Genomic DNA, 22953 nt, shown 5'->3' on the forward strand with positions numbered 1-22953 from the left:
TGCTGTCCGCACTTGAACAGGCACAGCAGGCATCATACGGCGCGGGGAGTACTGAAAGGGTCGGTAGGTTCGATACATTTTATCCGAAAACCCGACGCAATAGTTATGTCCTTACCGGATACGGCCGCGTTTTCATTCGTATCCATAGCTGGCAGATCATTGCAGTTCCGCTCTCGTTCTATGCATTCTTGGCAGAAAAAAGGCCGATCATCCACAATCGTTTCAACGGTGACAAAATCGTGACCCGGGACTTGCATAGCTTCTGCTTCCTGCGAGACGGAACACGTCGCGACGACAATTAAAAAGAAACGAAAGAAAATCATAAAGTAAACCTAAATGGGGTATGTCGAATTTTGCAAGTATGATCCGTTTTCGCAATCGTCAAAGAGGTGGCAAGTGTTAAGAACCTCAACTTTACTGGCACTGGTGCATAACTTCTCAAAAAGACCAATTGCGACGTGGGAATCTGTCTGGAAGGACACCAGCACTGCGGTTATGCGATCTCTGAACAAAGCCTCACATAGTGTCAAAAAGGGCCTTTCAATAAATGTAGACGGCGCGGTGGCGTTGATAAAATGTTGTTAGTAGATGTTTACGGTCGCTCGGAACACTTTCTGTAAATTCCCAGATTTGGAATAGAGGAAGTATTCATGACGAACGAAGAACGAAACATTCAGCGCAAACTTAGAGTGCTCCAACACGCTAAGAAAATCGGCATTGTCCACAAAGCCTGTCGGCACTTTGAGGTCGGCAGATTCAGCTTTTTTCGAAGGCGTGATGCTTATCTCATGCATAGCGAAGCCAGGTTAGAGAATGCCAAGTTATTCCGAAGACACCCGCCAATCAAACACCGATCAAGATCGTCGAGAAAGTGCCATATCTGCGGCGCAAGTATTACCTCGAGCCAATAAGGATTGTCTGGTATTTAGCGCGCTATCACGACATCGAATTCTCAAACGCGGGGTTTACCGCATCCTTAAGCACAGGAGCATTAACCGGATACCCAGAAGCTCGCGCGTGCGAAAATTGCACACCAAAGGCTATCAGAAACAAGTTCCAGGGCATCACATTCAAGTGAATGCTAAGATTCTGACCCTCAAACGAAAATGCGGCGACAAGATCCGTTGATTCCAATACACAGCAATCGACGATGCAACAGATTTCGCGCACGCAAAAGCTGTCGACTTCATTGACCACATCATCGGAAAGTTTCCATTCCGCATTCGCGAGGTCCGCACGGATAATGACCGCGAGTTCCAGGCCAAGTTCCATTCGGGAACGTTCTCTATCTGCGGTCTCGGTTTCCAGGGCGTTTTTTGATCTCATCGGGTTCATGGTTCTCTCCGAGGTCAGCGTTGCCGCCTCATAATGACGTCGGTGATAGACGGAGCCTGTCGCTTTTTTCGCTCTTAATGTGGGCCTCGCGATACCACCCCGTCCGCGCGAGTTGTGCGAGGGCCTCGGCATCCGATCTGTCAGGCTTGTTCATTCGCGCCGATAGCGCCTTGTTGGCTGCGCGGGCATCAACGCAAACCACCGGCGCATCGCGCTTGATCCATTCTCGCGACAGCCAGATCGACAGCGGACCAGACTCGTGCACGATCCGTTCGACACAACCCGCCTTCTCTGAGATCGTTCGCATAATCGCATTTGGATCAGTCGCGCAATCGCCCTCAAAAATCGGCGACCCATCGTCATCAAGGATACAAACCGCACAGCTATCTTGCGATACATCTCGACCAACAAATCGTTTCATGGTCGTCTCTCCTTCAGTTCAAGGTTCCTGAGATACGACCTTAGCCGCTCTCTCTGCCCTGGAACCTGACCGTTCAGCAGATGCGCCATGTCCGCTTGCAGCAAGGCGACGGTGTGACGGTTGGCGGCAACGCGAGTCTGGGAAGTGAAAGCGCGCACCAGCGAATGATAGTCACCGTTTCAGGGAATGCGCACCTTTCGCTTTTGTCAGTTCGTTGCCGGATGTCTAGCCACAGGAGGATTCCGCACAAGGGCGCGAACGGCGCATCGTGGACACATGACACCACTGCATCGAAATCACCGACCACCTCAAAGAGCGATTCCAACGCACTTATTCTGCCCATATCGGCATAATAGCATCCGCCGGAGCGGCCAGCGGAGATTATTTCTTACTGTTGCAAGAGGACCAACTTCAGTGGGCGGTTGAGAACCTCCTCGATTCCAGCAGATTACCGAGAAGGACCTGGGTTTGATGTTTTTCGTCAATGTGCATAGCGGATGCGCAGCTAGGAAATTGCACGGCGCTTAATCAGTTTTCAAGATACTTCGCATAACCAATGGTCTGTTGTCGCAGCCATGGGGTGCCAGTGTTTCGGTTTCTTTTTGCTCAAAGGGTCAAACGGCTAGTATTACTTATTGTTTGCTGTGTTTTTGCGAGCACCATTTTCGGCTCAATACAAGCTTTTGCGGCAAGCCCGGACGTGGCGAATAAACATTTTACGATATTGAATGACAGATTGTTTGGATCCGGAGTGGCGCTCGGAAACGGTCTGGTCGCGACCAACGCCCACACGCTGCATGGACGGGACGCCGGAGAAAGAATTACCCTGGTCACTACTTATCCGCGTTCGCGACGGGTGAAAGGGATTATCATCGCCAAGAGTTCGCGGATGGATCTTGCGATCATACAAATCGATCAGCAGGAATCCGTGACTTCTCCAACCCCGTCGCACCCCGTCCTTGTCGGGGCACGTGTTTTCGCCTTTGGGGCAACGGTGCGATCCGGACATGCGCGGGCACACCAGCTTTCCGGTCGAGTGACGGATAGTTCAGTGCATCTGAAGTCCTTCGGAACTGGTATTATTGCCATCTTCGACGAAATTCACGGCGGATACTCTGGAGGACCTGTGTTCAATGAGGACGGGCAACTGATCGGGATGCTTGCCGCGATTTCATTGTCGCCTGCACGCCATTCGACGATAAGTGAAGCCTTTCTGATCTCAGCTTCCGCTATAAGATTGGAAGCGGAACGCTTGATGCAGCAAAGTGTTCGATAGGTTTACGGCCAAATTTCTTCGCCTAATAGACCGAGCGGTGTGTTTTCAAACGCTCTGACCAGAACCTTGGCCGTGAACAACGGATAGCCTTTTAGCTTCTGGGCCAAATGACCCGCTTCCTGTTCTGATTGGTCATCTCTTTTAAGATGACTGATTGAGCCGGTACAACACATTGAGCTTCCATTATGACAGTCCAATGCTACGCTCGAATATTATCGAGATAATTCTCGTAAAAATTGCTCGAAACTGCTAGCGTCTACCTGAAATTAAGGTTTTTCAACAATTTAAAGATGCGGTTTTTTCTAAGCAGGTTTGTATTTGCAGGGATAATATCTTTGCTTGCGGCTCAAGCTGAGGCGCAACAGTCCCCAGTTGCGCTGAACCAATACGAACGTAGTCGCGCAGAAATGCTGGCTGATCTGGACGACCCTGAAAAAGCATTCGTATTTGCAGAATCTGCGGTTGCTGTTGGCGACATTAGGGGTGCGATTGACGCGCTTGAGCGTGTTCTGACGTTGAACCCGGGCTTGACGAATATCCGGTTCGAACTGGGGCTTTTGTACTTGCGCGGGGGATCTCTGGAACTTGCCGAAAGCTACCTTCTGGAAGTACTTGAAGATCCACAAACACCAGAGCCAATCAAACTGCGAGCGCAGGGTTTGATTGAAGAGATAGGGCTGCAGAAGTCACGCCATGTGTTCCGCGGGACCGTTACGACAGGCCTCCGACACGACTCCAACGCCAACACAGCACCGGACCGTCTGCTCGTCGGCGGCATTCCCTTCAACATTGCGGATCAGGATCGCTCTACATCGGATGTCTCCGCTGTGTTGTCATTCAGAATGCAGCATCTTTACGATCTTGGTGGGCAATACGGCCCCTTCATAGATACGGAATTGACGGTCTTTTCCCAGAGCTATCAGGACGTTTCGAGCTCGGACATCACATTTGTGGGAGCAACTAGTGGCCCTCGGTTCCGGTTTGGACTGGATGGACAGCATTCGGTTCGCCCCTACATCGGCGCCTCGACATTGTTTCTTGGGCAAGAACACTATGGCAATGCGGCCCGTGTCGGAACGGAATGGGCCCATGCGCTGGACCCGCGCACCGAAGTTCGCGCCGAGATCGACGCACGCTGGCAAAATCTGTTCAACAGCGACGTGAATCCAACTGCCAAAAATTTCGAAGGCCGACAGATCACCGCGCGATTTGGCTTTCGGCGCGCTTTGACTGCAAGGCTGGCGATTGACACCGCACTGAGCTTAACCGACTCCAATCTTGACGCGAGTTTTGAATCGAATGTAGCAACCGGGATTGAGTTGTCGCTGCGCCAATCTGTGGGCAATCCGTTTGGGTCGAACCTGGATCCTGCCAACCTGAGCCTGACCGCTGGTTACGCTCTTGCGGAATATGATCAGGCCAATCCTCAGGTCGACCCGAACGTTGTGCAGGAGGATGATCGGTGGAGGATCGGTCTAGACGCCGCGATTCCCGTCGCGGAACAATGGCTGCTCAATGCAGGCCTGGCTTATGCGCGCAACGACAGCAACCTGCCAAATGACAGTTATGACAACCTGCAAATCTCCATCGGTGTGAGCTACAACTTCAGGAGGCTGAGATGACTCGTTGGACATGGCGACATCAAATTGTAACCGCGGTGTTGATCTTTGGGGTGGACCCGGCGCTTGCACAAAGCGGAAGCCTGACGGTCGATGCAGACGGCATCTCCGCGCGTTCAGGGACCGGGTCGGTGGGCGGTCGACGATACGATGCCCGTCAGGGCCAGTCTCATGAAGTCGTGTTGCCGGACGGCACGACCGTTGTGATCGGCGCGGGTGGATCCGTCACAGCTGTTCAGTTCGAATGGGACGGCAACGGAGGTGCTGGCCGTTTGCGTCTCGCGCCCGGCACCTACCGCATCAGTTCGGGCGCTCTTGGGCGCAGCGGTGATCTGGAAGTGTTTGCAGGAAATACACGGATAACCATAGAAGATGCCACGGCGGTGATATCCGTGGACGCCGGCGATACCGCATCGGCCTACATGGCGATTGGCGGTCGGGTCAATGTCAGTGCCGGCGGACGCTGCACGCGCCGCCTCAGTCGGGCAGGCTTTGTCACGACGGCGAATGCCGGCGGGTGTCCATCCCGCGCAGTTCGGGTTTCTGGGTCGACGATTGCGCAGGACAGGCGGGCGTTGCGACCCGCCGTACGGGCAGTTGCAGCGAATGCCGCGAGATCAAACAGCGAGGAGGACAGAGGCCTTTTCGTGCCCGCTTCGGGGCAGATCGCAGATGATGCAGGGCCCGTGGGCCAAACCTCACGTGCCGACAATGTCCTGGGTGACAGTCTTTCCAATGCACGTAATGAACAGACCAGCGAAGGCCCTACAACGGGTGGCCCAACGACGGGTGGCCCTACGACAGGTGGTCCAACGACGGGTGGTCCTACAATTCCACGCGGCCCCGGCCCCGGCCTTGGCGATAATGTCGTGCTCGCGCTGAGTTACGCGCCAGGAATCGATGTTCCGGGCGCCTCCAGTGTGAATGTGAGCGGCACAACCGGGTCGCAAGCCGACGGGCGTTTTACAATCTTCGGTGACTCCAGCGAGCCGGACCTCCGAAGCTACGTGATTTTCCCAGGAACTTCAGCCACAGACGTGTTCTTCTCAAATACTGATGCGGAACCCGTCGAAAGTGCTGTGCGCGGACGTGGCGTGGATTCGCTTGGTTATACGTCGTCAGACTTCGAGAACCTATTTAGAATTGGACAGTACGGTCTTGCGTCCAGAGATGAAGTCAGTGGGGAATTTACAGTTCGCGATGCGATTGACCTAGGTCTCGGTCCCAATCAGGGATTTGATGACTACAGCGCTTTGGTCAATGATGAAGATAGCGGAGTGTTTGAGGACGACGTCATAGGTCGCGACTTCGATACGGCTTACCATGCGGCTCCGCAGTTCAGCGGAACCGACAGCGAATTCGATCGGGTATTTTCTCTCAACCTTGGCTCTAGCGGAAACGATCCACTGCCGTTTGGAACTGGGCTGGTGGCATCATTCTCGAGCGCGGCAGACGATTCTCAGAACGAAAATACTTTCGATGCGAGGGACGCCTTCCAAGTCGATGACGCTTTCATCTTGTACCACTTCACTGAAGACGACAGTACTAATCTCGACGATTTCGCCTCATCCTATGTTTTTGCAACCGGAACAACCGCCGAAACATCCCCAGCTTTGCGGAATTTCCGTATTGATCGGTTTGAAACGTCCTTGGGGTTATTCGATCTGATCGATGGCGACAGCGACCAGCCGCGCCGCGCCTTGCTGTCCGACGCGAGCCGGGCACGCTATCTTTTTTCCTCGCCCGACGAACGTATCGCGCTTTCGGATCCGGGGGTTTATTTTGTATACGATGCCCAGGATTCGGACAGTCCCACAGGTACGGTCGCACAAGTCGCCCATGGCGATCTTGGTTTTTCCGGAACCGGCAGCGAACAATTCAGCACATTGTCCATTTCAACGGGGCGGGTCGATCGATCTGAGTATCAGGCAAGCACAATCTACCCAAATCCCAATTTCGACAACAGCCAGGAGGAGAGCGACAGCAACCGCCGCCTGATAGAAGATCCTCTTTCCAGATCAAACTACTCCGTGGTGATCGAAAGCCTCGGCAGTCGCCGTGACAACCCCGCCGACCCGCGAGACCGCGACGATGGAGAGTATGTCGCGTCCGAGATCATTTATTCTTCGCTAGATTCTACGTCCTACGGCGGCGGCAATCCGGAACAACGTATTGCCCCAAATACACCTTTGCAGGGGGTCGCCGGATACTTCGTTCTTGAAGGAGGCGGGGATGCCACGCCGCTCGACCCAGGTGACGCTAGCGAGAGATTTCAAACCGTGAGATTGCTGCGGGGAACGGGGTCTGTGCATGAGAGTTCGACCGGAACATTCGCGCAGAATGGCAGCGCACCGCCGGAGTTCGATGCCACTAAGCGCGATACGAAGGCGATCTTTTTTGGCTATGCCGCCGGTCTCGCCGAATTTCCATCGGACGCAGGCACTGTCGGGCTCACACAGCGCGGGGCCGGTGCCGAGGGCAGTCCAAACCTGCGTATCGTCACGGACCCAGCGACCAACAGGTTAGCTGCACGTGTTACGCTTAAAGGCCGCGACGATTTTTCATCTACATTCGAACTCGGTGGGTCCGGCAATAACAGCACGGCATTGAGCGCTTATGTGGACAGGTCCCGATTTGGCGCCCTCAGTTCTGAAGGGAACTTTGCTTTGGCTTCCTCCGCTTTCGTCTTGGGTCAGACGGTTCAGGTCGACGGGCAATCCGGGCGGCGCGTGACGGGACTGGGTTCCGATGAAGGTACTTTCGTGCGCGACTACGCGCACGTGAAATGGGGTGTTTTCCTAGGCGACCGCATCCCTGTATCTACCGATAACAATGAAGGCCGTATCGACATCGGCACATGGGTCGCAGGTGACCCGATCGACGTATCTCAATACAAGGACTTTACGGGTACCGCCACATACACGGGCCACGCCATCGGCAATGCTTTTGATGGCACGGCCACTTACACGGCAATTGGCTCCTATACGAACAGCTGGACATTTAACGGAACTAAAAGTGCCGGGTCTGTGGAGATGACATTCGACAACAGTACTTATGTCGGCAGCACGAAGCTGAAGTCCGGTGGCGGGTTCGATAGTACGAACCTCAAAGCTCCGGGCCGGGTGGGCAGCCTGAACGGCGACTTTTTCGGTGGTGTCAGCAGCAATGCAAAAGGAAAGTCACCAAATGCGCTCGGCGGGCAGTTCGATCTGTCCAATGCGCCTGATGCGGACACCTACCGCGCAAGTGGAACTTTTGCTGCGGAGAAGTAAGGATGCGACGCCAACCGATCCGACTTCTTGCATCCATCGCATTTATTTTTTTGCTTGTATTTCCGGCCAAGACGGATGTCGCCGCGCTCGGCCGCGCGCATGCGCTGTTCGCGCAAGGCGATCTTGATGCGGCAATGTCGGAAACGCAGGCGGCCAAGCAGGCAATTTCCCCGGAGACACCTGAATTCGCTGGGTTGATGGCACGCGCGCTTTGGCAAGAGGCTCAAATTCTTCGGGCCATGGGCGATCTTTCAGGTGCGCTGGAGCGCGCTGAAGAAAGCGTGGAGCATGCGTCGAGGGTCGGCTCAGATGCGTCGATTGTCACTGCAATTTACCAATCCGAACGGGGCAAGATAAGTCTCGACTCCGGAATTCTCGAGTACGCCGAGGAAGATTTCACGACCGCTCTGTCGGTTCTCAACACTGAGGGTGGGTTTGAAGAGATCCGTTTTGATGTGCGCAGGCACCTTGCTCTGACCTTAAGCGAAAGGGGGGACATAACCGCCGCACATGATCACTTTGACGCCCTTGTCGAAGCGAGACGCGCGCAGGGATCCGATCCGGCTCTCGCGTCAGCTCTGATCGATCTGGCTGGAACGAAGCTTCGCCTGGACACCGATGGGCTTTTGGCAGCGGATCAGGCAGAAGCGCTGGTCTCCGAGGCGGAATTGCTAGCAAGCCGTCAGGACCGAACCATGCAGGGTGAGCTGGTGGTTCTGCGTGGACGCATCGCCTTGCAGCGATCAGATCTGTCACGCGCAGAGGGTTTTTTCAGCGAAGCGGTGGAGTTGTTCGCAAATCCTTTGCAAACCGCGCATGCGCAGCTGCTGGAGGCGCAAGTGAACATGCTGCGTGGCAGATCGCTGCGCGCCGAGCGCCTGTATATATCGGCGCTACAGGACATAGAACGCCGCATCGGCAAGCAGCATCCGATTGTTGCCCGCACATTAGTGGGCCTTGGCCTGGTAACGTCAGACCTTGGAAGACCAAGTGATGCAATCAGTTATCTTTCCCGAGCGGTCCGGGTCTTTGAGGACAGCGCCGGCATTGGAACAACGCCCGCAGCCGAAGCCCGCGTTGAGCTGGCGATGATCTTTAATGGCGTCGGAGAATATGAAAGCGCCCGATCGGTCGCCGAAACGGCTCTAGAAACACTTTCGGAAAGCGTCTCGGATCTGCGCGTTGCTTATGCGCATTCCGCGCTTGGCTTTGCTTTCAGCGGTCTCGGCGAAAACGAGCCAGCGATAGACCATCTGGAGACAGCGGTCCGCGACATCAGCAGGTTGCGCGGGCCGCAAAGTTCGGACCTCGTTCCAGGGTTGATACGCCTTGCATCGATCAAGACCAATTTCGGTGGCCAATGGTATGTGGACGCGGCAGATAACCTGAGTACTGCATTTCGGATTATTGAAAAGGATAACGCGTCCGGGGCCCGGCTGGTTGCGGCAGCCAGGGAAGTTGAAATCCGTTTGCTTTCGCGATCTGACCAGCCTCAAGAGGCAGCAGCTCACGCACGAGAAGCGCTCACTTACCTGAGATCGGAAATGCGACCGTCATCCCAAGCTTGCGACGTGAGGGCGAGCGAGGTGAAAGCACGAAATCGGCTCTTGACCACCGCCGTCGATTCTCTCGCCGCGGTCGAGAAATTTGATACCAAGCTCGCAAACGAGTTGTTGGAAGCTGCCCAGCTTGCCCATATGGGCGCAGCATCCAACGCCCTTCTCGCAAAAGCGGGCATGCGGAAGAAGGACGAACGCAGCCAGCAGCTGCTACTCGAACGGGCACAATATATCACAGAGTACTGCGTTCTCACGCGCGAACTTCTGCTCGGAATCAGCGGTGCAGTACGTGGCGTCGAAATTGATCGTGAAGCCGTCGAGTTGCGTCTGGCTGATCTGATGGAACGCATCGCCGACCTCGATACCGAGATCGGAACTGGCGATCTATCCCCAACAGATCAGTCGATACCCGTGCCCGTGCAGCGGATAACCGAGCACCTGAGAGACGGCGAAGGTATGCTCTTGCAGCTGACCGGAGCAGATCAGTCACATCTTTTCTGGATTGATGCCTCGGGACTTTCATACAGGAAAACTGATCTTTCCAGTATGGAACTTGCGCAGAGTGTACAGAGGATTAGGCAAGCGATCGAGATTGCAAATGCTGGGCCAGACGAAGAATTGCCAGCTTTTCCATTGGACGCGGCCCATATGCTTTACACCAAGATTTTCGAACCATTTGAGGAAGAAATAGCCCGGACCACAAACGTTTTCTTCATAGCGGACGGAGCCGCGCGGTCGATTCCGGTGTCCATTCTTCTAACGGAAACTCCAGTCAAGCATGCCATGTCGGATCCCGAAACACTGGCGGCTCTTCCATGGTTTGGGGCGGAGCACGCCTTTGCGGTTCTTCCCTCGCCTGCATCACTTGTCGCACTGCGCGAAAGTGATGCAACACCCGGTAGCCTTGCCTTTGTCGGGATCGGCAATCCGAAATTCGCGCGGGAGAGCTACGCGCTGCCGGAAACTGAAGAAGAACTGAACAAGCTTGGCGCAGAAATTGCTGGCTCGCAAAAACCTTTGGTCGTGGTGGGACAGCAGGCAACGGAAAATTTCGTCCGGACATCGGCTTCGGTGCGGGATGCGCGGGTCCTGGCCTTCGCAACACATGGACTTTTAAATCGGGAATTGGGCACGACCGAACCGGCTCTCATGCTCACCCCAGCAGCTAGCCCAGACGAAAACGCGGCAGGCGACGGGTTTTTAACTGCAAGCGAGATTGCAACCCTGGATCTCAAGGCCGACTGGGTCATCCTTTCGGCATGCAATACAGCCGCAGGACGCGACGACCGGGCTGAAGGGCTGTCCGGTCTTGCGAGCGGGTTTTTCCAAGCCGGCGCGCGTAGCCTTCTTGTCAGTCACTGGTATGTTCCGTCCGCGGCTGCCGCAGCCTTGACCGTGTTCACCGCGGAGGTTCTGGCAAAGGACGCCGTCAGTCGCCCAGAAGCTCTGAGACAGGCGATGGATCGCGTCCGCAAAGGCTATACGCTTGAAGGCACCCGAAATGCGCGTTTCGGGCATCCGGCTTACTGGGCGCCCTTTGTCGTCGTTGGTGGCACCGGTTGAAGTAAATTATTTTATTGCGGCCGCCTTGGCGGCTTCTACGATTGCCGATGACAGGTCTGCAGGTTTTGGCGTCGAGCGGAAGTTCTGGATCTCAATACCGTTCGCGTCGCGCACCAAAATGGTTCCATATGGCAAGCCCGTACTTGTCTCGATCGCGATCTGCTCACCCGACGCGTCAATAATGACACCTCCTTGGGTGAGGTCGCGGTAGAAAGTAATCACAGCATCAACCAAAGACGGCAGCACGGCAACGCCCACCAGAACAACAAGAGGCGCGCCACGTACCGCCTCTCCTTCCACAGGCTGGATCTCGCCTTCAAAATCCAATTTGGAGGCCACCCGTTCTGCATCTGTCTCCGTCATCTCCCAAAGGACTGAAATATTTTCCTTTTCTTGTGCCAAGGCGGCCGTACCGGTTGCGAAAGACAGCGCGAGACAGGTCAATGCGGCAGCAATTGATCGAAATGGCGCCACACCGTTCCGGTTTAAGTGATTTTGCATGTCAACAACCTCATTGTTTTTACCGTCTCGCTTACCTTACGTTAGAATTAAACAAAAGGAGACATCTTTTGTGCCTCCCAATCTAAAAAATGTGCCGGTGTTCGCAGGTGTAACTTAGACGAACTAGCGGGACATTTGCGTTGTTACTGCAGCTTGTCTCTGAGAGCTTTGTAAGCGGTCTGGCCGTTGTCCGTACCATGCGGTCTAGCGAAGTTACAGAAGAGCTCCCATTCGTCGGGTTTGGCTTCAAGACCGACGTCTTCCTTGTAGCTGAGAAGCAGGTAGAATTCCTGCTGATCGGACTGGTGTGATCGTTCTACCTTCCCATTGAACTGGGGCGTGCCGCGCTTGGTGGAGGTGTGCCTGATGCAGCGGTCTTCGACATCCCAAGACAACGATGGCGTGTCTGCAAAGCTCGGTACTCCAGGGTTCCGACAAAACAAACCCAACTCTGGTAACGCACCCCAATGTGCAAATGAAGCCCAAAACCACGTTGCGCCCCAAGACTCGTCCGCCGGGCGAGGTGGCAACAAGTGCTAAGCGGACATTGCGGTTTTCTTTGAGAAGCCGCTAGTTTTCGTTTGACGAAAGGCGATCAGGTTCTCTTTCAAGAAAGTGTGCAATCACAGTTCTTTTAGGTGTAATCGAGCTTAACACTCCAGAATCCTCCAATCACCTGTGGGCGATGCAGCAGAAGACAAGGGCTTCATCCAGTCCACCACGGGCCCAAGGAATTAGGTGATAGCTAAGATCACTTTAGGATCACATTGTTGGAATAACTGATGTTATATAACAAATTTGATTTAGTGAAAACGTAAGCGCGGACTTCAAACTTACATGAAAACAATCGACGCGGTTCGACGCATTGTTGCTGACGAAATGACCACGCACGAGGTCACCGTTGAAAAAGAGCGTCGCGTGCTCGATACTCTGCTCTCGCAAGTCACCGGTAAGGCACTTGAGCTTGGCCCTTATGCCTGCAACATGACCGAAGAACTGGGTGGCGGTAGTCTTGGCCCGCTCAATATTATTCTTGTGGAAAAGGAACCGGAGCGAACGACCATGGCGCTGGCCGATGCTGTATGAGGCCCACCAACATCCTTTAAAACTACACCGGTGCGCGGACCGACCGCTATCCGAAACCGACCATTCTAGAGACGCGTCGTGATTGCATTGCTATGACCGAACCCGATGGCGAATCCAAACTGAGGGGAATGAAAGCAACGCCGGTGCGCGATGGTAACGGTTGGGTATTGAATTGCACCACGCATTTCAATTCGAACGTTGATCTGACCGACTACTCTATCCTCGTCGCCACATCGGGGCAGGAAGACACCTCCAGAGGGGCAAAAACGCATTACGGCCTTTCTGGTGGACAAGGATGCTCCGGGCACGGAAGCGCGCGACAAGTATGACTGTATCAGTCAAGTGGGCTACCACTATGCGATCATCACGTTAGATGATGTCCGGCATGGTGACGACCAGATCCTGGACCAGAGGGAAAGGGATTTGAGGTCTTCAACCAATGGCTTGGGCCAACGCGTCTGGCCGTTGCTGCCCTGTCGACCGCGCGAGCGGCGCGTGCCTTGGAGACTGGGCAGTGAACCGCAAACGGTTTGACCAAAAGATCGCCAAATTTCAGGGCGTAACACTCCCCCTGGCCGATATGGAAGTCGATGTGCGGCTCGCCAATCTGATCCTGATGCCGACGGCGTGGAAATTGGAACTGGGCACGATGGTCGATGCGGATGCCGCCACCGCTAACCAGTTTTGCAGCGAGGCCCTCGGCCATATGGCCGACCAGGCGATACAGATTGCCGACGGCAGGGGATTGAAGTCCGGTCTGCCGCTGGAGCGGCTTTGGCGCGATGCGCGGATCGAACGTATCTGGGACGGCACCAGCGAGATTCGACATCACATAATCTCCCGCGCAATGCTGCGCCCTCTTGGTGGCTGCATGTCCCGCGACTTGTCGCGGCTGTTGCGACCCAAATCCATCGCAGTCCTTGGTGGCGCCTGGGTGGGTACGATCGACACGCGATGCCGTCGTCTGGAGTTTGAGGGATCAATTTACCGCATTCACCCACCGCGCGAAGGCGATGTCTGGCACAGGCTGAGCGACTTGCCAAAGCCACTCTATGCAATCTTTGTCGGCGTCAACCGAGAAGCGGCGGTCGGTGTACTGGCCGAAGTGAAGCGTATCAGTGCCGGCGGTGCGGTCTGATTTGCCCCCGGATTTGGGGAGTTCGAAAGTAACGACGGGATGGTCCCCGCCCAACGCCTAAAGGTAGCCGCCGACGGGGTGCCCTTTGCGGGTTCCAACAGCTACGGCATTGCCAATTTCTTTGATCGTTCGGCGCTGTTTCTCGACCAGTTGCGCATCGATCCGATCGAGCGTGGCATTGCGATGACAGCACAGTCCGGCATGATCAGTTGTAACGCGATGTATGCTGATAACGTGACAACTGGAATGATTGTCAATTACTTCGACATCAAGGATGACATCATTGCTACAGCCTTGCGGCTGGCCTTCGTCAATATCCGGCGCAAGATCGCTGAACGCGCCTCTCAGGAGGATCTGAGCGATCTTGCCGATATTCTAGAACCCGCCATCCCCGCTGGACAGTCCGACCGGCAAAACATTGCCGTCTGGATCGGGTTTTGGGGTAGGCTGTCGGCTGATCCGGAAATGCGAAAGCTGAACGACGGGCTGCACCAGGAAGGGCTGGCGACTTATGCCGCCGCAATCCGTGCTGCCTGACCGGAAAGCGCCGAGTGGCCCGATACAGTCTTGTCGGAGATTTTAATTTCAGTGGCTACTTGCCTTTTCGGCTTGAGTTCCGGTGGTATCACGACCCCCAGCACCTGGCCCCCTTCAGCGCTTCAACGGCAATTGCGGTTGCAGCTTCAGCTTCTTCGGGAATGGGCCTTGGCTGAAGCTTTGGAATTGGGTAGCCATCGCAAAGCTGACGCCGCGAAATAGAGAAGCACTCGCTTTGATCAAGTTAACGACAGTTTCATGAGTGGATTGAGCATGCGGTGTGAAATTCACGAAGCCTAGTCACGTGAAAACTGGTTCGCGGATTTGGCATATTCTGTCGCAACAAAGCAGTAATTGCGTGACAAGTTCAGATACGCTCCAGAGTTGGGACACCGGTCACCACCAAAAACACGATTTCAAAGCTCAGAGGGGCCAGACATGCGCCATCGAAACGCATCCAAGGGGTTGATGACCAAGGTCATACACGCGGGTGAAGCACCGGACCCGACAAACGGCGCGTCCGCGCCTGCCTTGCATATGTCGTCAACATTCGTGACCGATCAGGTGGCTGGGTTTTCAGCCCATGACCACGAAGACGAAGCCGACGTACCTTATCTTTACGCCCGATGGGCCAATCCCAATGTGCGAATGCTCGAAGCCAAGATCAGTGCTCTGGAGCAGACCGAGGATTGCGTTTGCCTTGCCTCAGGCATGGCTGCGGCGACGGCAATCTTTCTGACTTTTCTGTCTGCAGGCGACCATCTCGTCATTTCCGACGTCTGTTACGCTGGTGTCGCCGAGCTGGCCCATGATACCCTCCCGCGCATGGGGATCGAGGTCAGCCGGGTCGACATGTCCAATATTGAATCTGTCTCCGCCGCAGTGCGCCCGAACACCCGGCTGATACATACGGAAAGCCCGGTCAACCCCATTGGGCGTCTAACGGATTTGGCGGCGGTTTCCGAAATAGCCCGCAAGGCAGACGCGCTCATATCTTGTGATGCGACTTTCGCATCCCCACTGGGTCAGACAAACAAGGATTTGGGAATCGACCTGATCATGCATTCTGTCACCAAATACATCGGTGGGCACGGCGACGCGATCGGTGGGGCGATTGCCGGGAGAAAAGAGCTGATCGAAAGGATTCGCAACGAATCCGGCATCCACCACGGCAGCATAATGTCACCCTTCAACGCTTGGCTCATTGCCCGTGGCATGGCCACACTTCCACTACGCATGAAGGCACACGAAACTGGGGCCTCCGCTGTGGCGAATTGGCTGGAAAACCGCGACGCGGTCACGCGTGTGATCTATCCCGGCCTCGCATCGCATCCGCAATACGAGTTGGCGCAGCGCCAGATGAAGAATACTTCGGGTATGATCATGTTCCAGGTTGGTAATGCCGCCAAAGGCAAGGAAGTTGCCCAGCAGATGATCGAAAGGCTACAGATTATCCACTATGCGGTGTCGCTCGGTCACCATCGCAGCCTTGTTTTCTGGATGGAAACGGCTGCGTTGATGGCGACTTCGTTCAGATTGGAAGGGGCGCAACTTGAAAGCTATCGTGCCTATGCTGGTGATGGTGTTTTCCGGCTTTCAGTAGGACTTGAGGACGCCGAGGATCTGATCGCTGATCTGGCACAGGTTCTTTGAAAAAACTCCTCGAAGCAATGAAGCGTTGGCGATTGAAATTTCTGAAATCGCCGATTGCAGCGGAGCCCAGAATCCGCAGCAGTCGGCGCGGCGCGTCATTCAACGCTCGGGCCCAAAAGGACTGAGTGTAGCAAAACTCTAAATGAAACATGGCGGCCGATGGAAAAGTGGTTTGGCACACGCGCTGCGACGTGAGGTTGGCGGTGGGAGAGGCCCATGAAAAGGCAGAAATTCCGCGAAAAGAAATGGCGTCTTCGCTAAATTCATCCCTTGGCTCGATTGTCTCCGCAGCCTCGGCTTGCGACACCTCAAAGAGAGTAGAAATCATTTTTCCAGGTCAAGGGTTTTCGGCACTGACAATTGATTCGAAAACGTTGATGGAAAACGTAGACGCGGACATCAACGCCACAGATAAGGTCTTGTCCCGTGGCGCAAAAGGTAACCTCAAGCCGGGTAGCAAACATAACAGTACCAAACATACTCGGCGCACGACCATCGAAAGAGTCTGTGCGCAATATCGGATGTTGGTTTGCACTTCTCAGGAAAACGCTAAGCGCGCTGACGTAAGACTGACTTTTATCGAACTCTCAGTTTTTGGAGCACGGTGATGTTTTGGGCCGTTGTATGTGCCCAACAGGATTGCATAAAACTAATTGCAGAACTCATCAATGCGGGGGCCGAATGAGATCACATAGGAGTTAATCTGGACCTTCCACCGTTGCCCGCTCAGGAGAAGCTGAATTGCGACTCGAACTGACAGACGAATTTTTCGTTTGACCTGACCGTGCTGACCCAAAAAGAACCGGGTCGCGCGCAGATTATCCGTTTTCTTGTACATCTGCGCCACCTTGGTCCCGTGTATCGAGTGGGAGCCATAAATCATCGCTTCAAGACTGGTAGAAGTCACGCAATACCGAACGAAACGTGTGTATTGTCCCTCCGAGATGTGCCAACGCTCGTCAAATCGACCGTAACATAAATATCCGGATCCAAACATGATGTCGTGATCCATCCACCTCTCGACCGAGGCGCGGCCCCCTTCAGAAAAATTCGGACTGTCGAATGGCGCGAAGTCTAAAACCACAGGCCGCACAACCGCTCCAACAAAAAAATTGGGTTTCTGCCCTGAAACGTCTCTTCCGCCGGGCGCGCAGTGCCGAAAGCGGTAGTCGCGCATTGACAGTACTGTGATGTGAAAACGAACGTTCTCGTGAATTCAGGCAGTCTCGTCCAATGCCAGTACAGCCGGATCGATCATACGCTTTTTTGCGCTGTTTCTGACGGTTTCCCGCATGCCTTTGCTCCGCCGGAGAAGTCGCCGGAAGCGTACTTCATCAAGTGTTAGCAGTGTTGAGGGCGCTATTGCGCGCACTTCTATGCGGCGCGGATTTTTCATGAGCATGGTCAGTTGTCCGAACATTTCACCCCGCCCGAGTCGGGTCGATTGCCCGGCAAATGACAATTCAACTGCGCCTGATGCAATGAAGAACACGCTTCGGGCCGGGTTGTCTTTGGACACAATCAGATCCCCGGCATTGGCATGGCGAGTCCGTAGCGCCGAGCCAAGCTTTTTCAGCGATGCTGCATCGAGATCCAAGAACAGTGGGAACTGCTTAGCCAGATCCTTGCCTTTGAGAGCAATATCCAGCGGCGGCCGTCCCTCCGTTGATGCACGCCTCGAGGCGACGTCCTGCATCAGCACCCTATACAGCTCCTCGCTCACCAGACCGTCTTCGCGCATGGTCGTGTACTCACGTTCTTCCAGTCGCAGCGCGGTGCGTCTGATGAACCGCCTCTCCAGTTCTTCGGCGTATCCCGGATACTGCAACCGAAGGCCTTCGAGTGCTGTCTCAACAGCCGCCACGCGTCGTTCAAGCAAGTCATCGAGCAGTTCTGCGACCCGACGACCATGAATACGACGAATACGACCGCGGACGAAACCATCAAGGTCTCGCAGGACAAGACGTTGTATGAGAAGGCGCTCAAACCGATCAGCTGTCATGCTGGTGAGCGGGCTTGAGAGACGCAGCCGATTATGCAGAAAAACGGCCGTTCGAAAAGACTTGCCGTAGGCCACGGTTCGGTTGGCCGCGCGCTGATACCCTATTCGCCCTCCGGTTCGCGCACCTTCAATGAGCCCATCGACTTCCGCCAAAATTTTCTCACTCAGCCCTAATGATATCGTGCGTTCCCTCAGTCGAGTGAGAATGGTATCTCGCTCGGCTCCGGCCAAGGCAATCAACCCAAGTGTGATCCGATCCCGGTCTAGAATCTGCGTGCTCTCTTCTGCGGCACTTACCACAGCATCAAGCCGTTCGCCGAAATCTTTTGCCTCCGCCCGGACAATATCACGCGTCAGTTTATAGTTTTCAGCGGAACGGGAAACGTCTTCCCGGACAGTTTGAAGAGCGACCGCCACAACTTGACGCGACAGCGCAGTATCCAATGGGGACAACTTGTCGAGTCCCAGCTTTGAGATCACCATGCGAAGGGTCGTACCCTGCACGATCAATGTGAAAAGCGTAAAGCCCGTTGCGAGAATGCCGACCAGTCGTTTTGTCTCCAATGGAATGCGCGCACTTTCAGTGACGGCCAACGCGAGCGCTAACGTTACTGCGCCGCGCAATCCGCCCCAGAGGATGGCAGAACGATAGGGTTTATCGACCGCAGGCGACAGACCGATCATCGTCAGCAATGGCAACAGCCCAAAGAGGATTGCCGCCCTCGCAGCGGTGGCGGCCAGAACAACCACGAAAAGCAGGCCAATGTCAGACAGCCGTATTTCTTCAAGCAACCTTGGGATCAAGAGGGCGGCCAGAATGAAGATCAAAGCGCCTGCCCAATGTGCCAGCAAATCCCAGACATCGCACAAATTATTCCAGGCAGCGGGTGGTAGACGACCGGGTCCCGCAAGGTTGAGTGTAAGCCCGGCAGCAACGACCGCAATCACTCCCGAAGCTCCGACGCTTTGTTCTGCAACGACATAAGCAAGATAGGGCAGCGCCATCGAAATGGTGATTTGCGCGACTTCCCAGCGTTCGATGGTTGCCATCACCCAGATTGCGATGCGTGCTGCAAGCCAGCCGATAACAGCACCACCGGCTATCAGCACAGGAAATCGCGCAATTGCGTCACCGAGCGCAGGATCAGGTTGTCCAAGCAAAACAAAGCCCATGAACAGCCCGAAGAGAGCAACTGCTGCGGCATCGTTTAACAGGCTCTCGCCCTCGATAATTCGCGACAGTCGACGCGGTGCCGAAATCGACCGGAAAATACTGACAACTGCTGACGGGTCCGTTGTCGATACGATCGCACCGATCAGAAGGCACGCCGCCAAGGGTAGCGCACTGGCCCAGCTCAGCGCATAGCCAACAGAGAAGGTCGCAGCAACAACCGCTACCACCGCCATCATGAAAATAGGCACCCAATCATCCAGCATCCGTCGCAGGTTCATGCCGAGGGTTGCCTGAAAGAGCAATGTGGGCAAAAAAACGTAAAGGAATACGTTGGATCGGATTGGCAGCCCCAAAATCGCACCGGCCACTGGGTTCAGTGCATCTGTCAGATCAGTTCTGAGGAAAAACGTAGCACCAAGGCCAATCGAAACGCCCAATATCGCGAGTATAACGCTGTAAGGAAGACGTATCCTTGCGGCCAGTGGCTCGGCTATTCCGATGACAACGAAAAGTGATGCCAAGATGGTCGTGATGACAACAATGTCCATGAATCGAGCTTACCCGAAATGCCGCGTCGGCGTCATCAATTGGCTGACAAAACAGAAGATTTAAATCTGCACCCGCCAATCGACACTCAGCTTAGTCGACCATTCTGAGTTGACCCGAGAATTTTAGCCACATTGCCAGCCAAATTTGGAACCAGTGCAAATGAGTTTGATGTCGTAGTTCATCCCAAGGCAATGCCACTGGCCCTCACCATGCATGACGAAAGCGATATTTGCATGAACCAACCGAGCCGAGGATCGCTATGCGATCTGAACCAGCAAAACACCCATTCCAAGCCCTGTCGGTCTTTGGGATTCTGGCGCCTATAGCGGCTTGAACTAAGGGACAGTTTGGCTCATCTGTCCGGATTGGTTTTCGGAGCGATTGCTACGATGCAAGCGACGGGTTTCGAGCGGCTTCAGCCTGATCCTCTTTTGTTGTTATAGAGTGGTTGCGTAACGTTCGAAGTAAACGTCGACCAGCCGATGAAGTCCGCTGGCGCCTGGCCCGCTTGACATCTTTGACGATCTTCTTGCCAGGGCTCTTCTGGGTCGCGTTGTCTTTCCCATCTTCCACTCCTCAGAGGTGACGATGAGCCAAGAACACTCTTTAAAAATCGCCGCAATTTGGATTCATTAGGGCTGACGTCAGACAATTGAGGAGGATTCCACAAAGGAGAAAAGCTTCCGCGACTTAACGCGGATTTGCGACAAAAGTGATTGTACAGACTGGTAAAATTGGAACCTCGTCATGGCTCTTTTCGTTTCAAGATGACTGTGCACATACGCTGGGCTGAAAGCCGGTGAAAAAATAGTTCGTCACAGTGTGAAAATGGTCCATTTTGATTGCTATGTCTGCCGCACGCCTTTCACATCTGATAACGTTGGTTAGTCTCGCGATCGCGATTTGCTCTATCTATAAGCTCGAGAGCGCCCGGGTCCCAGTTGAGATCGAACGGGTACTGTTGGACGACACACCTTCGGAATTCTATTCGGCTAGTCGAAAGGTCGACACACTTGTCGTGGTTTCCCATGGTTTCGGTGGATCTCGGCAAATGATGCAAGCAATCTCGCTGACATTGGCGCGCGCAGGTTACACAATCGTCGCATTCGACTTTATCGGTCATGGTCGCCACGCTAAACAACTTTCACCGGCAATTGAGACACTAACGGGTACGACAGAAGATCTTGTAAAACAGACATTGGATGTGGTGGAGAAAGCGCGGACGCGCACAGGTTTGAAACGTGTGGCATTCGTCGGTCATTCCATGGCGACGGATGTAGTCGTGCGCGCGGCGCAGCGCCTGCAGTCCGTTGACTCCGTTGTTGCCATCTCAATGTATTCTGAGGCGGTAACAAAGACCCACCCGGAACGCCTGCTTGTGGTCTCGGGAGCCTTTGAAAGCAGACTTCGCGATGTTGCATTGAACACGGTGGCACAGGTTGGCCCGGCGCGGGAAGGCGAAACCGTCGTGTCCGGTGATATCTCGAGGCGCGCCATTAGCGTTCCATGGGTCGGGCACGTGGGTGTTTTGTGGTCGCCGAACACCTTGACGGAAATTACGGCTTGGTTGGGTAGCAAAGCAACCCCAGCTGTAACAGGGAATTGGATCCTAGCGCTGTTGTTTTCGATCTTGATCCTGTTTCGGTCCCTTGCCAAATTGTTGCCCGTCGCCGACAAGCAGCATCGACCCAGCATCGGACGCGCCCTACTGGCCGCATCAATCGCGGCCATCGGGGCTGGAGCGATGGCCTCCTCCGGATTGCCCTTGATCGGGCTGGCAGGTTTTGGAGCGCTCGCACTTGCATTCGGTCTGTGGGGTGTTTTGGTTCTCTTGATCCTTCGGGTCTTTCCGAGGTTCTCTGGAACTGACCTCTTTGCAGGCTTGCTACTGATTACCTGGGGTATTGGTGCCTTCGCACTTGCGCTCGATCGCTATGGAGCGGCCTTTTTGCCAACGGGTCCAAGGGTGTCGCTCGCGTTTCTTTTGTTTCCTGCGACCGTGATCTTTACGCTCGCGGATCGCTTCCTGGTGGATGGACGAAGTATTTTTTCACGGATCGCTTTGCGCATCCCATTTCTGGCAGCTTTTTCCGTCGCCATGATTTTCTCTCCGACAGATCTTGGTCTCGTATTTATCGTGATACCCGTAATGGTGCTTTACTGGATGGTCTATGGCACGATGGCGGCGTGGATTGCCCGGAGAAGCGGTCCCGCAGGCGCAGGCCTCGGCGAGGGTGTCATATTGGCATGGGCGATCGCCGCGTCGACGCCTCTTTTTCAATCGTGAACTGAGCCGAATTGCATCACATGCCGTTTAGGACCATCTCGGCAATCGCCTGCCCGCTTGTCCAGGCGTGTTCGGCATTCGCGCCAAGACACCAGTCACCACCCGCAAAAAGGGTCTGTTCCTTGTCGACCAAACAAGACTGTCCAAGCGGTCGGGACACCAACGCGTAACGCCAGCGATGCGCTGATACGTAAGCAGGGTCGGCCATTAGATCTGCACCAATGACCGATACCAGGAGTGGCAGCATCAGTTCTGCTATTTTGTCACGCTCAAGTTCCAGATGTCGAATGCTCCACTCGCGACCAGCCTGCGCTACAACGCTGGTTGCATTCGGCCGCCCAGGCTTGCTGTTGTCGCAATTGACCCAAGAAATATCCTCATCCGGATTGCGGCCGAAAACCAAGGGCAACTGGGCCTCCTTGCGCAGTCCAACCATAAGCGTCAGGCAGGGATCCATCCTGACAGCGTTCAAATGCCTGATGAAAATGTGGTCGTCCGGCAAGAGCGGTGCAATCTGAGGTGCAGGCACAGTAACGACAACGCGATCGAACACTTCAGCGCCGTCCGCCCAAACCAGTTTCCAGCCTCCATCCGCTTTCACGATGCGATCTATGCGAACCTCTTTTCGAAGGGTCAAGCCAAGGCCCAGGTACTTTGCCAAACCAGTCATACCGGGGACACCAACATATCCCTGTTCTTCACGAACTTGCGACCAATGCGCCACGGTGCCAGCGGCTTCGGCTTGCTGCAACATCGAAGCAAAGCCATCACTCTGCGCTGAAATGTATGGAGCGCCGTGATCGAATTGGAAGCCACCCTCCGCGCGGCGCGTTGCCATCCTGCCACCCAAGCCACGGCCCTTGTCAAAGACAACCACGTTCACGCCGCGCTGCGCCAGTTCCCGGGCGCACGTGAGACCAGCCATCCCGGCACCAATAACTGCGGTTTTGGGTGTGGCCCTTACCAATGTTCGGCTCCTCT

General features: G+C 54.8%; 15 protein-coding genes and 2 pseudogenes. 11 read left to right on the forward strand and 6 right to left on the reverse strand.

Going from position 1 to position 22953, the window contains the following annotated elements; genetic code table 11:
• Window positions 1–813: 813 nt before the first annotated feature.
• A pseudogene (locus AB8B75_RS10340) lies at window positions 814–1272 on the forward strand (IS481 family transposase); the annotation flags it as partial.
• A gap of 91 nt (window positions 1273–1363) precedes the next feature.
• On the opposite strand, the gene AB8B75_RS10345 reads toward AB8B75_RS10340, so the two are convergent.
• On the reverse strand, window positions 1364–1756 hold the full coding sequence (locus tag AB8B75_RS10345) for a transposase (RefSeq protein WP_405362001.1): 393 nt from the start codon (window positions 1754–1756) through the stop codon (window positions 1364–1366).
• A 556-nt stretch (window positions 1757–2312) separates the two neighbouring features.
• Here AB8B75_RS10345 and AB8B75_RS10350 point away from each other — a divergent pair.
• The 4 genes from AB8B75_RS10350 (at window position 2313) to AB8B75_RS10365 (ending at window position 11045) form a co-directional block, all read left to right on the forward strand.
• Complete coding sequence (locus tag AB8B75_RS10350) at window positions 2313–3032, forward strand: serine protease (protein WP_405362003.1); 720 nt, start codon at window positions 2313–2315, stop codon at window positions 3030–3032.
• A gap of 335 nt (window positions 3033–3367) precedes the next feature.
• Entirely contained in the window at window positions 3368–4654 is a 1287-nt protein-coding gene (locus AB8B75_RS10355) for a tetratricopeptide repeat protein (protein ID WP_405362004.1), read from the forward strand.
• Window positions 4651–7923: a hypothetical protein gene (locus AB8B75_RS10360; protein ID WP_405362005.1), complete on the forward strand. Its 3273-nt coding sequence runs from the start codon at window positions 4651–4653 to the stop codon at window positions 7921–7923. The genes AB8B75_RS10355 and AB8B75_RS10360 overlap by 4 nt, the downstream gene beginning before the upstream one ends.
• A 2-nt stretch (window positions 7924–7925) precedes the next feature.
• Window positions 7926–11045, forward strand: a complete 3120-nt coding sequence (locus AB8B75_RS10365; RefSeq protein ID WP_405362006.1) for a CHAT domain-containing protein — start codon at window positions 7926–7928, stop codon at window positions 11043–11045.
• 6 nt (window positions 11046–11051) lie between these two features.
• On the opposite strand, the gene AB8B75_RS10370 is transcribed toward AB8B75_RS10365, so the two are convergent.
• Complete coding sequence (locus tag AB8B75_RS10370; protein ID WP_405362008.1) at window positions 11052–11546, reverse strand: hypothetical protein; 495 nt, start codon at window positions 11544–11546, stop codon at window positions 11052–11054.
• A gap of 143 nt (window positions 11547–11689) precedes the next feature.
• A pseudogene (locus tag AB8B75_RS10375) lies at window positions 11690–11935 on the reverse strand (IS481 family transposase); the annotation flags it as partial.
• 448 nt (window positions 11936–12383) lie between these two features.
• On the opposite strand from AB8B75_RS10375, the gene AB8B75_RS10380 reads away from it, so the two are divergent.
• The 5 genes from AB8B75_RS10380 to AB8B75_RS10400 all read left to right on the forward strand — a co-directional run bounded on the left by AB8B75_RS10380 (window position 12384) and on the right by AB8B75_RS10400 (window position 15960).
• A complete protein-coding gene (locus AB8B75_RS10380; RefSeq protein WP_405362010.1) occupies window positions 12384–12632 on the forward strand; it encodes an acyl-CoA dehydrogenase family protein in 249 nt (82 codons plus the stop codon).
• A gap of 92 nt (window positions 12633–12724) precedes the next feature.
• Window positions 12725–12961, forward strand: a complete 237-nt coding sequence (locus AB8B75_RS10385) for a hypothetical protein (RefSeq protein ID WP_405362011.1) — start codon at window positions 12725–12727, stop codon at window positions 12959–12961.
• A gap of 110 nt (window positions 12962–13071) precedes the next feature.
• A complete protein-coding gene (locus AB8B75_RS10390; RefSeq protein ID WP_405362012.1) occupies window positions 13072–13770 on the forward strand; it encodes an acyl-CoA dehydrogenase family protein in 699 nt (232 codons plus the stop codon).
• Between the two features lie 39 nt (window positions 13771–13809).
• Window positions 13810–14307, forward strand: a complete 498-nt coding sequence (locus AB8B75_RS10395; protein WP_405362014.1) for a TetR family transcriptional regulator C-terminal domain-containing protein — start codon at window positions 13810–13812, stop codon at window positions 14305–14307.
• A gap of 438 nt (window positions 14308–14745) precedes the next feature.
• A complete protein-coding gene (locus AB8B75_RS10400) occupies window positions 14746–15960 on the forward strand; it encodes a trans-sulfuration enzyme family protein (protein ID WP_405362015.1) in 1215 nt (404 codons plus the stop codon).
• Between the two features lie 649 nt (window positions 15961–16609).
• Here AB8B75_RS10400 and AB8B75_RS10405 read toward each other — a convergent pair.
• Both AB8B75_RS10405 and AB8B75_RS10410 read right to left on the reverse strand, forming a co-directional pair.
• Window positions 16610–17053 (reverse strand): hypothetical protein, encoded by a 444-nt coding sequence (locus AB8B75_RS10405; protein ID WP_405362016.1) that lies wholly within the window; start codon window positions 17051–17053, stop codon window positions 16610–16612.
• Between the two features lie 123 nt (window positions 17054–17176).
• The gene (locus tag AB8B75_RS10410; protein ID WP_405362018.1) at window positions 17177–19684 is read right to left on the reverse strand and encodes a cation:proton antiporter; all 2508 of its coding nucleotides are present in this window, start codon (window positions 19682–19684) and stop codon (window positions 17177–17179) included.
• A gap of 848 nt (window positions 19685–20532) precedes the next feature.
• Between AB8B75_RS10410 and AB8B75_RS10415 the strand changes: the two genes are divergently transcribed.
• On the forward strand, window positions 20533–21972 hold the full coding sequence (locus AB8B75_RS10415; protein ID WP_405362020.1) for an esterase/lipase family protein: 1440 nt from the start codon (window positions 20533–20535) through the stop codon (window positions 21970–21972).
• Window positions 21973–21988: 16 nt separating this feature from the next.
• Here AB8B75_RS10415 and AB8B75_RS10420 read toward each other — a convergent pair whose 3' ends face one another.
• A complete protein-coding gene (locus tag AB8B75_RS10420; protein ID WP_405362021.1) occupies window positions 21989–22939 on the reverse strand; it encodes an NAD(P)/FAD-dependent oxidoreductase in 951 nt (316 codons plus the stop codon).
• Window positions 22940–22953 lie beyond the last annotated feature (14 nt).

The organism is Roseobacter sp. (assembly GCF_045106495.1).
Classification (GTDB): Bacteria; Pseudomonadota; Alphaproteobacteria; order Rhodobacterales; family Rhodobacteraceae; genus Roseobacter.

What these genes read in the sequence shown, in the direction of transcription:
- AB8B75_RS10385 (WP_405362011.1), top strand. Translation starts at nt 12,725, where the DNA reads ATGACCGAACCCGATGGCGAATCCAAACTGAGGGGAATGAAAGCAACG.
- AB8B75_RS10345 (WP_405362001.1), bottom strand. Translation starts at nt 1,756, where the DNA reads ATGAAACGATTTGTTGGTCGAGATGTATCGCAAGATAGCTGTGCGGTT.
- AB8B75_RS10370 (WP_405362008.1), bottom strand. Translation starts at nt 11,546, where the DNA reads ATGCAAAATCACTTAAACCGGAACGGTGTGGCGCCATTTCGATCAATT.
- AB8B75_RS10350 (WP_405362003.1), top strand. Translation starts at nt 2,313, where the DNA reads ATGGTCTGTTGTCGCAGCCATGGGGTGCCAGTGTTTCGGTTTCTTTTT.
- AB8B75_RS10380 (WP_405362010.1), top strand. Translation starts at nt 12,384, where the DNA reads ATGAAAACAATCGACGCGGTTCGACGCATTGTTGCTGACGAAATGACC.
- AB8B75_RS10400 (WP_405362015.1), top strand. Translation starts at nt 14,746, where the DNA reads ATGCGCCATCGAAACGCATCCAAGGGGTTGATGACCAAGGTCATACAC.
- AB8B75_RS10360 (WP_405362005.1), top strand. Translation starts at nt 4,651, where the DNA reads ATGACTCGTTGGACATGGCGACATCAAATTGTAACCGCGGTGTTGATC.
- AB8B75_RS10390 (WP_405362012.1), top strand. Translation starts at nt 13,072, where the DNA reads ATGGCTTGGGCCAACGCGTCTGGCCGTTGCTGCCCTGTCGACCGCGCG.
- AB8B75_RS10365 (WP_405362006.1), top strand. Translation starts at nt 7,926, where the DNA reads ATGCGACGCCAACCGATCCGACTTCTTGCATCCATCGCATTTATTTTT.
- AB8B75_RS10395 (WP_405362014.1), top strand. Translation starts at nt 13,810, where the DNA reads ATGGTCCCCGCCCAACGCCTAAAGGTAGCCGCCGACGGGGTGCCCTTT.
- AB8B75_RS10410 (WP_405362018.1), bottom strand. Translation starts at nt 19,684, where the DNA reads ATGGACATTGTTGTCATCACGACCATCTTGGCATCACTTTTCGTTGTC.
- AB8B75_RS10415 (WP_405362020.1), top strand. Translation starts at nt 20,533, where the DNA reads ATGTCTGCCGCACGCCTTTCACATCTGATAACGTTGGTTAGTCTCGCG.